Source organism: Photorhabdus caribbeanensis, from assembly GCF_018448885.1.
GTDB lineage: Bacteria > Pseudomonadota > Gammaproteobacteria > Enterobacterales > Enterobacteriaceae > Photorhabdus > Photorhabdus caribbeanensis.
Map to the genome: position 1 here is coordinate 1 of NZ_RCWB01000005.1, position 12033 is coordinate 12033.

At 39.9% G+C, this 12033-nt stretch carries 11 protein-coding genes and 1 pseudogene; 8 read left to right on the forward strand and 4 right to left on the reverse strand.

Annotated features, from left to right (window positions below; translation table 11 throughout):
* The 6 genes from EAE90_RS05060 to tssE form a co-directional block, all read left to right on the forward strand.
* On the forward strand, nucleotides 1–596 hold a 596-nt coding region (locus tag EAE90_RS05060), incomplete at its 5' end, for a T6SS immunity protein Tli4 family protein (protein WP_246550383.1).
* Between the two features lie 242 nt (nucleotides 597–838).
* Nucleotides 839–1819 carry a T6SS immunity protein Tli4 family protein gene (locus EAE90_RS05065; protein WP_214052558.1) on the forward strand — a complete coding sequence of 327 codons (981 nt, stop codon included), beginning with the start codon at nucleotides 839–841 and terminating at the stop codon, nucleotides 1817–1819.
* A 535-nt stretch (nucleotides 1820–2354) separates the two neighbouring features.
* Nucleotides 2355–4115 (forward strand): type VI secretion system baseplate subunit TssF, encoded by a 1761-nt coding sequence (gene tssF / locus EAE90_RS05070; RefSeq protein WP_214052559.1) that lies wholly within the window; start codon nucleotides 2355–2357, stop codon nucleotides 4113–4115.
* A complete protein-coding gene (tssG, locus tag EAE90_RS05075; protein WP_214052560.1) occupies nucleotides 4079–5158 on the forward strand; it encodes a type VI secretion system baseplate subunit TssG in 1080 nt (359 codons plus the stop codon). Before tssF ends, tssG begins: the two co-directional genes overlap by 37 nt.
* Nucleotides 5136–5675 carry a type VI secretion system lipoprotein TssJ gene (gene tssJ, locus EAE90_RS05080; RefSeq protein WP_214052561.1) on the forward strand — a complete coding sequence of 180 codons (540 nt, stop codon included), beginning with the start codon at nucleotides 5136–5138 and terminating at the stop codon, nucleotides 5673–5675. The genes tssG and tssJ overlap by 23 nt, the downstream gene beginning before the upstream one ends.
* A 4-nt stretch (nucleotides 5676–5679) precedes the next feature.
* The gene (tssE, locus tag EAE90_RS05085; RefSeq protein WP_214052562.1) at nucleotides 5680–6108 is read left to right on the forward strand and encodes a type VI secretion system baseplate subunit TssE; all 429 of its coding nucleotides are present in this window, start codon (nucleotides 5680–5682) and stop codon (nucleotides 6106–6108) included.
* A gap of 401 nt (nucleotides 6109–6509) precedes the next feature.
* On the opposite strand, the gene EAE90_RS05090 is transcribed toward tssE, so the two are convergent.
* The 3 genes from EAE90_RS05090 to EAE90_RS05100 all read right to left on the reverse strand — a co-directional run bounded on the left by EAE90_RS05090 (nucleotide 6510) and on the right by EAE90_RS05100 (nucleotide 9076).
* A complete protein-coding gene (locus EAE90_RS05090) occupies nucleotides 6510–7178 on the reverse strand; it encodes a helix-turn-helix transcriptional regulator (RefSeq protein WP_214052563.1) in 669 nt (222 codons plus the stop codon).
* Nucleotides 7179–7658: 480 nt separating this feature from the next.
* Nucleotides 7659–8345: a helix-turn-helix transcriptional regulator gene (locus EAE90_RS05095; RefSeq protein WP_214052564.1), complete on the reverse strand. Its 687-nt coding sequence runs from the start codon at nucleotides 8343–8345 to the stop codon at nucleotides 7659–7661.
* A 41-nt stretch (nucleotides 8346–8386) separates the two neighbouring features.
* Complete coding sequence (locus EAE90_RS05100; protein WP_036777657.1) at nucleotides 8387–9076, reverse strand: PAS domain-containing protein; 690 nt, start codon at nucleotides 9074–9076, stop codon at nucleotides 8387–8389.
* A gap of 1079 nt (nucleotides 9077–10155) precedes the next feature.
* Here EAE90_RS05100 and EAE90_RS05105 point away from each other — a divergent pair.
* Nucleotides 10156–10791: a hypothetical protein gene (locus tag EAE90_RS05105; RefSeq protein ID WP_036777659.1), complete on the forward strand. Its 636-nt coding sequence runs from the start codon at nucleotides 10156–10158 to the stop codon at nucleotides 10789–10791.
* A gap of 35 nt (nucleotides 10792–10826) precedes the next feature.
* Here EAE90_RS05105 and EAE90_RS05110 read toward each other — a convergent pair.
* Nucleotides 10827–11000, reverse strand: a pseudogene (locus tag EAE90_RS05110) (IS4 family transposase); the annotation flags it as partial.
* A gap of 164 nt (nucleotides 11001–11164) precedes the next feature.
* Here EAE90_RS05110 and EAE90_RS05115 point away from each other — a divergent pair.
* A complete protein-coding gene (locus tag EAE90_RS05115) occupies nucleotides 11165–11632 on the forward strand; it encodes a hypothetical protein (protein ID WP_214052565.1) in 468 nt (155 codons plus the stop codon).
* The last annotated feature ends 401 nt before the right edge of the window (nucleotides 11633–12033 follow it).

The following is a 12033-nucleotide window of genomic DNA, read 5'->3' on the forward strand; positions in this document are numbered from 1 at the left end:
GTTATATCAGAGCTGGTTTTTCTGAGGATGAATTAAATACCACAGATAAAACGATGATGAAAATGAGGAATTTATTATCCAGAATCAGCGGCCGAAAAGATACAGAAATACCTACAGAGGCAGGTACTTGCATTCCTGATGGTTTTATTACTGGCAGTCGTGATGAGAAAGAGAGGATGACTTTTGTCTATAAGCGAAATGAAAGTGATCATTTCACTTTCAGTGTTGAAATATTAAATTATATTCAAGAGAAAGACCATCTGTTAGAGCGTTTGATGGGAATGGAAGGTCTGTTTTTAGCTGTGCATGCTAAGATAATAAGGAAAAGGAAACGGGAAATTAATGGCACTTATACGGAGGAAGTTTTGACAACTGCGCCGACAGAAAAAATTCTGGAGCCAGAAACTAAAATTCCTGGATATGCATTTAGTTTAATTGCCAATGAAACAGCCGGGGATTATAAGAACCCTTTTGTTGCTATTGATCTAGGGAATGATCGGTTATCCGCAACGCCGTACAGTGAAAATGAACTGATAACATTTTGGGATGCGGTAACGAGTACTTTTCGTAAAAGGCCCAGTGCTTTTAAAGAGTAATAAAAGTATGTTTTAAATTGAACTTCTTATAGAGATATAAGGTCTAAGAACCAAGGTTAGCAAGTGATGGTGATAAACACAAAAATATATTGCGGGTTCAATTGTCAAGATAGTATAAGTGGTGAGAGTTAGGTGAAAGAGAAGATGATTGGTTTTATTCGCTATCGTAGCAATTTATGCCCTGTGGCAGTGATATTTCCCTGCTTTTTATTATCCCGTTTTAACCTGAAAAGGAAAATTAAATGAAAACTGAAATATTATCCAATATGCAGACTCGTTGTGTCGGGCATTATCTGATTGATATTCCCTTGTCATTTGAAAACATCATCAATAATGAGATATTTATTGGTGATGCGAAAATAGAAACCAAGCGTATGCATTTATCCACGTTTGAACAGCGGATAGAGATAAGAGAGCAAAAATTAAGGACGACCAAGCCTACCGATTTTAAAGATCTGCCCTTTTTAAAGAAGACCCATCATCTCCAGGGAAACTTATATGGCGTAATTTTTGATAGAAATAGTAGTGTCAGTGAACCCGGCTTTTCCCGTGTATTAGAAGCCCATTTATATGATAATGGGGTTGCTTTTATTATAGAGATGAAGTTTACAGAGATATCCGATGATAAATACAGTTATTCAAAAGACCGTTATATAAAATCTGGATTGAATGAAAGCCAATATAAAATGCTGTCTCAAACTATGGAAAAAATGCAAAGGTTAATTGTCAGAATTAGTGGCAGAAAGGATAGCGATATTCCGACAGAGGCAGGAATTTGTATCCCTGATGGTTTTATTGCCGGTCATGACGATGAGAAAGAGAATATGATGTTTGTCTATCAAGGAAATCAGGATGATAATTTTACATTCAGTGTTGCAATCATTAATGACTTTAAAGGGGAAGGTGTTTTACTTGAACGTATTAGTGAGATTGAAAGGGATTGGTTCATTAACTATGGCAAGGTAATCAGAAAGGGAGAAAGAGAGATAAATGGGATTCATGGTGATGAGTTGTTAGCAGTAGGTCTGCAATCTTTTGATAATAATCCGAGGTATCGATTTGATTTTATTGAAAGTAATATGGTATTGGATGATAAAGACGTCTGTGTTGGTGTTATATTAATGAATTACCAGTTACCTGCAACGCCATATACCGAAGATGAATTGATCATGTTTTGGGATGCAATAACGAAAACCTTTCGTAGAAGACCGGGGGCTTTCTAATAGTAATAAAGTGAGAGAGTGTGTGTTTTAAATAATTCACTAATGGGGGGCAATGTGTACTGGCTTTTATTGCTAATGGGGTTTTTTATTTATCTGTTGATTTTTGGTCCGGCAATATTGGTTGTTGATATATTTATCATTCGTCGGATAATTAAAAATGGAGGGTGGGGGAAATATAAAATTGTGTTCTTTTTGATTCCTGGTGTGTTATTGATGAGTATCTTGATAGCCGGTGTGGGCTTTTTCACTAACATGTCGCTTCTTTATTTATGTGACCATTCATATTACTATTTTAGTTGAGGTGATAACTTTAAAGTCAATGGCAAGGTATTTCGATATGAAATATTGCCTTTGAATATTAATTGCTTATTGCGTGATTGCTCTGGCAATAAAATAGAGAATGTTGTTATGTCTGGCATTATTTTTAGGTGATATCAGACTTCGGCTATTTTTCTCTATTATTTTATTTCCCTTCTTATTATTTATTCTGAACGGGAAACGGTATTTTTTAATAATTTTTTTGGAGGAGCATCCTATGGATGATTTAACCCTGCGCTATTATGAGGCAGAAATGCGCTATCTGCGTGAGGCGGGCAGAGAGTTTGCTAAGGCCCACCCTGACCGGGCGGCGGCGCTTAATCTGGATAAAATCGGTATGCGTGATCCTTTTGTGGAGCGTCTGTTTGAAGGCTTTGCTTTTATGATCGGGCGTCTGCGTGAGAAGCTGGATGATGACTTGCCAGAATTTACGGAAGGGCTGGTTAGCTTGTTGTGGCCGCATTACCTACGCACGATTCCGTCCCTTTCCATTGTTGAATTGGGGATGGATTGGGCACAGTTGAAAAATTCGGTACAGGTGAAAAAGGGTTTTGAGATCCTTTCGCAGCCGATCGGCCCAAGCAAGACCCGGTGTCGTTATACCACGACTCAGGCGGTTCAGTTGTTGCCTCTGGCATTGACCGATGCTTCCCTGCAAGAGGAACCGAATGGACGTTCCGTTATTCGATTGCGTTTTGGCTGTGGAACACTGGTGGACTGGCGCCAAATTGATTTGAGCCGTTTACCGCTGTATCTCAGTGCCGACAGCCCGCTGGCCTGTGCGTTACATCGAGCGTTTACGCTGCAAACACAACAGCTTTACCTGCGTTTACCCGGTCAGCCTGATCGTCAGCCATTTGACGGCGGATTCTCACCAATGGGGTTTGGCGAAGAGGAAAGGTTATGGCCGAAAGGGGAAAGTTCGTTTAGTGGTTATCAACTACTGCTGGAGTATTTCACTTTCCGTGAAAAGTTTATGTTTGTTGCGCTCTGTGGGCTGGAAAAGTTGACTCTCCCCGAGAGAACGCCGTGGTTTGAGCTGGATGTGGTTCTGCGTGAAAGTTGGCCCTTTGATTTGCCATTTTCTGCTGAGCATATCCGTTTGCACTGTACTCCGGTGATTAACCTGTTTCGGTTGGAATCCGATCCGCTTCAATTGTCACCATTGCAAACTGAGTATTTGCTGTATCCGGTCCGCTTTCAGGATGGACATACCGAGGTTTATTCCGTGGATGAGGTGTCCTCTTCGAAACGCGAGGGCCGTCGGTATGTGCCGTTCAGTAGTTTTCGTCATAAAGGCGGCATGCTGCGCCATGATGCACCGGAGTGCTACTACCATACCCGTGTGAAACGCGGACCGTCAGGTCTGTGTGACACCTGGATTATCCTGGGCGGAGCGGATTTTGATGATAATGAACTGTACGAAGAAGATATCCTGTCACTCACATTGACCGGCACTAATGGTCAACTGCCGCGCAGGGCGTTGCAGGATACGCTGTTGGATACCGCCGTTAATCCCCCGCTGGCGGAATTTACGGTACGTAACCTGTGTGAACCGACATTGCCCTGCTATCCACCCAATCGAGACCGTTTCCACTGGCGAGTGCTCAGCCATCTTGGTTCTAACTTTCTTAGCATGATGGATAACCCGGAAGTGCTACGCGGGACATTGGCCCTGTATGACTGGTCCGACAATGAGATGAATTATCGTCGGCTGGAGGCGATTGTCGCGGTGAAGCATTCGCTGATTGAACGATTTGAGCAAGGATGTTTGCGGCGGGGCGTGCACATTGAAGTGACACTGGATAGCAATGGATTTGCAGGCGCCGGTGATATCTGTTTGTTTGGCGAAATGCTCAGCCGCTTCTTTGCCTTGTACACCGATATTCATCTGTTTAACCGACTTACACTGACTTTACAACCTACGGGGGAACGACTGTTATGGGAAGAACAACACTGTCAGAACATTCCCGGCTGATGGCGATGCTGGAAGCTGACATTTCGGCACTCGATTTCTACCAATTCTGTCAGATCGTTGAGCGAGCAGTCCCTGATCGGCCGCCACTGGGTAGTACGGAAAATCCGGCTGATGATGCGATACGTTTGCGGCCTCATCCAGGTTTGGGATTTCCTGTCAGTGAACTGAAAGCGATAGAAACTGAACATCCAGAGCGTCCACCGACGGCCAGAACAACCTTTATGGGGTTGTATGGGGTGGATTCTTGGTTGCCGACCGCTTACCTGAACGATATCGCTCAGCAAAGGGAAGGGAATGAAACTATCGAAGCCTTTCTGGATATTTTTAACCACCGGATGTTCACTCAGTTTTATCGTATCTGGCGTAAATACTCCTATCCGGCGACTTTTGCTACCGGAGGAACTGATAGAACCTCCCAATGTCTGCTCGGGTTGATTGGCTTAGGGATACCGGGTAGTCAGCAACAGATTGCCACGCCGATGTCTCGTTTTCTGGCGCTGCTTAGCGTTATGCGCCTGCCGACTCGAACTGCGGAAGGCGTATCGGCGCTGGCGGCATTGTTGGCGCCGAAAACCCGGATCGTGGTGACGCCCTCCTGCCCGCGACAGATCCATCTGATGCAACCGGCGAGTTTTTCAGATACTCACCGAATTTCCCTATCGCAGCGTACCGTGCTAGGCAGAATGGGCATTGATATCAATAGCCAGTTATTGCTGGCACTGTATACCGATTGCCCGGATGAAGCGCGGGGCTGGTTGCCGGGTGGTCAGTTGCATACCGATTTTTTGGTGTTGCTGCGGGTTTATCTGGGCTGGCGATATCAAGCCGTATTGCGACTGACTCTACCGACCCGAATGTTACCGCCGCCGATACTGGGTGGTCAGCCTGTTCAGTTAGGGCTGACGGGGGTATTGGGTTTAAAAGTTGAAGATCAGGCGGCAGTGCCTGACAGCATTACGGTGAGTCTGGGGGAATATCACGGAATACCTCCAGACAGTAATCAAGACAAAGGAGGAAATTATGTTAACTATTCCTTTTTATAAAATTATGCCGACGATAGTGGCAATAACATTACTGCTGTCAGGCTGCGGTCTGACTCAGACGGTGACTGATGGCACGGTAGCGGCCACCCAATCCCTTTTTCATAAGCGGGTGAAAACATTGCATCTGGATTTTATTCCACGGGCAGCGGTTAATACCGACACTGGAGAAAGTGTTGCTCTATCTGTCCCGGCATTAGTACGGGTTTATCAGTTGCGGGATAACAACGCTATAAAAAAGGTGGATTATGCGGATTTGTTGGATAACGGTGATCGAATACTGAGCTCTGATTGTCTGGCGAGTGAGGAGGTGGTGGTGAAACCGGGTAGTCACGCATCGCTTGATATGCCGATGGCGGCACAGGCGAAATATATCGCGGTGGTAGGGTTGTTCAGAAACCCCGATTTAGCCAACGGGACTTGGCGTCGGATCATAAAACGCAATGAGTTGTTACCGGATGGGCCTCGTATTATTGAGCTTAATGCCCACGGCTTGGCCTTGTTGCCTGAAAAGGGGTGAGTAAATGAAAAAACCTTCTTTGTATGAAAGCCTTTTCGGCAATTTTAATTGCGGTCTGGAGTTGCATCAGGTGAGTGAAGAAGATCAGGTCATTTTGTCGGTATTAGACAATATGCAACGTATCCTCAATAGTCGCGCCGGTTCGCTTACCCATCTGCCTGATTATGGCCTGCCTGATCTCAACACCATTCTGAGAGGGTTGCCTGCGTCGTCGCAGCGCTTGATCTCGACGATTGAACATACCCTGTTGACCTATGAACCGCGTTTGAAGCGAGTTGATGTCACGTTATTGCCGGAACTTGCGCCGGGGCATTTGCGTTATGACATCAATGCTGAACTTAAAGGTGTGGGGTTGGTGCGTTTTAGTACCGAGTTTGTACCAGAAGGGAATGTGTTGGTCCGCCATTTACGCCAGCAAGGGTATATGGATTAGGTACTTGCGCCAGCATTTTTATCTGATGCACGGTAAAATTTCATTGTTTAATGGAAAATGCACAATGCCTGATGTTATTTTTAAAATATTGAAGTAAATAAAGTTTTAAACGAGAAAATAAAGGTAAGGGGGTTATTTCAATTCGTTTTACTATACCCGTCATCTTTCAAGTTGCCTCTTTGTTGGCTGCACTCACTCACCCCGGTCACATAGTTTTCTATGCTCCCGGGGATTCGCTTCCTTGCCGTCGCGATCCATCTTGAAATCCATAGGGTATATAATGAAGTTAATAATATTTTTTCAGCGGTAGCCTTATTAATAATCAAGGCTACCGTTATTTCTTCTGGTATGTCCAGATTGGGTTTTATTGTCAGCAGCAGAATGTTTTAATAATAAAACTGCTATGACAATAAGAATTTTTCTGGTACATAATGATGAAAATTATTCGCTAAACAGTATTCTTCCAGTTGTTGACTGGAATGAACACCTATTTTGCCATAGATCCGAGACATATAAGTTTCAACGGTATGGTAAGAAATATTTAATTTCTGTCCAATCTGTTTCCTGGTATATTTCTGTAAAAAGAAGAAAATAATATCCCATTCACGCGGCGTAAAAATATCGCTTGGTGGTTGGAGCATAATCGATGCTGGTAGTTCTTTATGATATTGATGCAAGCAGGATAATGAATAGTCTTGGGCTTCCCAACAGTGGTACATGACGCCGATACAATCTCCATTTTCATGATAAAAAGGCAATTTCTCACAGAAATAAGATGACAAAATTTGATTTTGTCCGAATATATGTGTCTCAATTGAACATATTCTTTGTTCTTTTTCCATAACTCTTTTATCTTGAATAATAAATTCCTTAGCAAATTCAGCGCCTTCCCAGGGGAGTTCATGATCATAAAGCCCCTCATAATCAAATGATGCTTTAAAATTATGAATATATTTCTTGGTTGCTGAGTTTCCATAAATGAAATTTGAAGAACTATCTTTTATTCCCCACGGCTCATGGCTGATTTCCATTGTGTTGATGATTTGAGGTGATATCGTACAGTTCTTCATAAAAATTCCTTAATAGTTTTCAGCTTAAATAAACATTCTACTTTTGGATTTCCTGGTGCTTTCTGGGGTATAGCAATAAAATTGACTTTTTTCATAAGAATTTTCTAGTTTTATATGTTATGACAGACTGAGTTATTGTTTATTATTTAAATTATTGTTTTAATTTACTGTTTATTATATTAAAACAACGAGTGATATAGTAATATCCATCAATCTGTTAGCTCAAAAGTACATTTGTTAATTCATTGATTATGTTACAAATTCAGAATAATTCTAAGGAGGTTTATGATTATACGGTGTTCTGCAATAAAATAATTTATCAATATTATGAGTAAATTCTTTTGTTGCTGAATTGCCGAGAGTAAAATATGAAGAACTATTTTTTATGCCCCACGGTGTATGACGTATTCCCATGATGTTAACAATTTGAGGTAATATTGCATAGTTCTTCTTCATAAAAACCCTGTTGTTATTTAGGGGTTAAGGAAATATTCTACTTTCTGGATGTACAAATCTTTCTGGTACGTAAAGATCATAATCATTTGTGCGGCAATAATCTTCCAATTGACGACTGGAATGAATACCAATTCTCTTATATATTCGGGAAAGATGGGTTTCAACAGTACGATAGGAAATATTTAACATCCTACCCATCTGCTTACTAGTATATTTTTGTAACAGAAGAAAAATAACATCCCATTCCCGTTGCGTAAATATATCGGTTGGGGGAGAGAACAGGATAGATGCTGGTAGTTTTCCATGAAATAGACGGGTAAATGAAAAATCCTGAGCTTTCCATGCGTGGAACATAATGCCGATACATTCGCCATCATCATTATAGAATGGATATTTTTCTTGGAAATAAGATGAAAGAAATTTATCTTTCCCAAACATATGTGTTTCAAGTGAACATACTCTTGCGTCTTTCTCCATTGTAGCTTTATCATGAATAACAAAGTCTGTTGCAAATTCAGCGCCATCCCAAGGAATTTCATTATCATACCGGCCTTCAAAATCAAATGAATCTGAAAGATTTTCGGCATGATTAAGTGCTAAATTACCATAAATAAAGCACGAATTTTTATCTTTGATCCCCCAAGGTTCATTACTCTGCTGCATAGTGTTAATGACTTGAGGTGAAAGATTTAATTTGTTGATTTGGTTCATAATGAAATCCTATAGTATAATTAATGTTAAGTAATTTAAGTTTATAACTCCCTGCTACCAATAGTGATAAAACGTTCTGGAATATAAAGATGATAGTTATTTTTCTTACAGAAATCGGCTAATTCTATATGGGGTGGTAAATTAAATTTATGGTAAATAGATTGAATGTGATTAACAACATCTTCTGTAGTTATCATTAATTCTTCGCTGATACTTTCTTCATCCAGAGAGCGTAAGATCAGAAAGAGAATTTCCCACTCAGTTTGAGTCAGGATATCGTTAGGGGGCATGAAGACTAACGTTGCCGGAGTGGTTTTGTCATAATAATAAGAAACGGAAAAATCTTGGGTTTTATACATATGAAAGAAGATCCCAATGCAATCATTATTCTCATCAAAAAGAGGAAATTTATCACAAATATAGGTCTGTTTGAGGTTATTTTCTCCAAACTGATGGGTTTCCAGTGAAGTGACGCGCTGCACAGTTTGAATGGTTTTTTGATCCTGACGGTGAAGTTCTTCTGCATATTCAGCAATAGCTGAGGGTAATTCACCTATAGAAAGCCCGATAATATCGAAATCTTCAGGAAGGTTGAGTAGTTGATAGAAAGCAGGGTTAGCATAAATAAATCTCGATTGGTGATCTCTGGCACCCCAAGGTTCATTGCTTTTATCCCACATCATGGTTAATTGTGGCGTAATAAGAGTGGATTTGTTTCTTATATTTGACATAGTAACTCCTAAATTCCGATTTAAATTGTTATCTGGATAGTTGCTTTTTCGATTATGTCTTAAGTGGACTGCTATATCATAGAATATAATGCTTTTCTCGTCAAAAAGCGTATGTTTATTAATTGAATTTTTACTATTTTATAATGAAACTTTAAACGACAAGAAATATAACTATATGTATTATTTTAGATGTAGATTATTGGGGTGATTTATTGGAAGAATGGTTGGAGGCTGTTGTTGTGCTTGCTGCTATGCCTGATATCAGCCACTTGTTAGCTGGAAAGCCTCCATCATTAACAGCCAATAGGTGCAGATTATACCCAGAATTATCAGTATCCTAGCTGTTGTCAATTGATAAATAATTATTTGTCCTAATGCTTAATGGTTGTTTTGTTAAACTATTTTATTTACTTTTCTCTGTAATAAAGAGTAAACCCGAACAGTAGCGTGAAAAAAAAGATAGTTTTTGAACACATTTTTGATGTGACCTAAAGATTGAACTAAATAAATTACGTCTGTTGTGTTAAGTATATGTTGTTAGTTTTTCTCATTGTTTGTGCTCACGGCCTTTTTAAAAGAGTCGCTGGCAATAGTTACTCTCATTGAGATTAAGTAGTAAATACTTAATGAACGATGCTAACATAAATTTGGTTTTTTATTGGAATTTAATTTTTTCTTGATGCTATTCGTGACTTCACATGTATAACTCGCAAGTCACTGGGAAATGAAAATATCATCCAAGATGATCTTGATATGATAAAAAACACGGAAGTACGCATCTTATGATGCCTTTTAGGACGTGGAGGATATCAACAGTGGATGGAACCGTGGAAACGTAACTGCTGTTGTTGAACTTAGGGTTCAATATCGCTACCATCGATCGAAGGCACATTTATACCCTAAAGATTTCAAGATGAATCACGACGGCAAGGGAGTGAATCCCCGGGAGCATAGATAACTATGTGACTGGGGTGAGCGAGTGCAGCCAACAAAGAGGCAACTTGAAAGATGACGGGTATATCAATTTGATAACTGTATCGTCCTTTTTAGATGATTAACGAGGAACAGGAGGAGGTTATATGCCAGCAAGATTGGTAAATCCTGAAAAGGTTAATGAGGTTTTCGCTCATCTGAATGAAAGCTCAGATAATCATACCCTCTATACTGCGTTGATGAATGGGGTTGATATTACTGATCAGATAAAGGGATTGTTGCTTTCGCCAGGTTATCGAATGGTTCGTGTTGATGGTCGATTTGGTAATCGTATCAGCCAATCCCACTTCGAATTGGCGTTGGTTAACGATGTATCTAAAGAGGTTGCCTATTATAATCGAGTGGTTATACAGCCAGATGTGGTATTAAATTGTCGCCCTGTAACACAAATTCTTGTTTGGCGTATTCTGAAACGTGAACATCGGACGGTTTTGCATGAACTGGCTGGTAAGGTGTTCTTTGATTACTTGCTTGAACATTACAACGTGATTGTGTCGGATATGAACCAGACTCATGACGGTATTTCTTTTTGGCAGGCCCGTATGTATGACGCACTGGCGTATAATATGCATGTTTATGCTTATGATATGATTACCTGTGAGTTGCGTAAGATTTTGACCCAGAATGATGTTAGTCGCCAAGAATCTTGGTTATGGGGAGATCCTGAACATCATCAGAATAGACTGGCAATTATTTCGAAAAGTGAATTACCCATCCAATAGACCCACTTTGCGCTGAGGGTCCCCACAAATCATCGCTAATAAACCAACACCATATTTCGGTAGGTTTTTGCGAGGTGCTTTAATACATTTTTAAGTGTTATCTCTATTAAAATGAACGGAGAGTGTTGTAAGACATTCTCTGCTAACGTTAAATATGAAATGACCCGCCTTGATTTAACGCTATTTGCCTGATATCTCAAGTGCATACCCTATGAATTTCAAGATGCATTGTTACGGTAAGGGAACGAATCCCCGGGAGAATAGGTAACTATGTGACCGGGGGGAGTGAGCGTAGCTAACAAAGAGACAACTTGAAAGATAACGGGTATAAGGAGGGAGGTAATTTCCCTCCTACTTTTAAAGAGAGGATTGTATGGTAAACAAAGAGAAAAAATTAATATTCCTTATTATTCTGATCGTATCTATACTGACTTCTTGTGTAGGTTTTGTGATTCATGTTATCAACTCCGAGTGGGTAGTTCCTTATATAAGGAGTGAAGTAAGCAATATAACTGTAGCCCCATCTTGGGATGTTAGATATCTTGCTGCATTAACAAGTTTAGAGACAGGACTGGGTATAACATTTTTATATATTCTCATAAAAAAGAGTCTTCCTACATATACCCCCATCACAAGAGGTATCCTTATGTGGTTAATTGAATTAGCAATCATGGGACGGCTTGTTAGGCAACCATTGATGGACTATGCTATAGGAAATCCATTTACAATATCTGTTTTACAGAATTCAGTATCATGGATTAACTGGTTTTTTATTTGTCTTATAACTACTTGTTTGTATGACTATTTAATTAAAATTTGGTGCCAAAATAATAACGAATGATAATATTTTTAGAGATTTAAATAAAGAGAACGATGAAAATAGGTGGGTTGCTAATACAATAATTAGAATTTACCTATCTTCTCTTTTTTTATATTCAATAGTGTTTTTTTTGATATTTTTTCTGATAAATACAGAACTAAAGGCTACATAATATTAATCTGGTGGCGATTTCGAACTGGTATAAGTTCAGTAATCATACTCCCTTAGGAGTTATATGAACAGATATAAGCTACCACCGGATTAATAACTAAGAGATGTAACGTTTGGTAAAGATATTTGGGTAATAAGTATAATGGGTAAAATGAAATTACAGCTATCAAGTGTTATAAGCGGGATTTTCTAATATGGGTAATATTTGAGCATTCATGCGGTTGCCTTGGTGAATTATCCATCCAATAGAC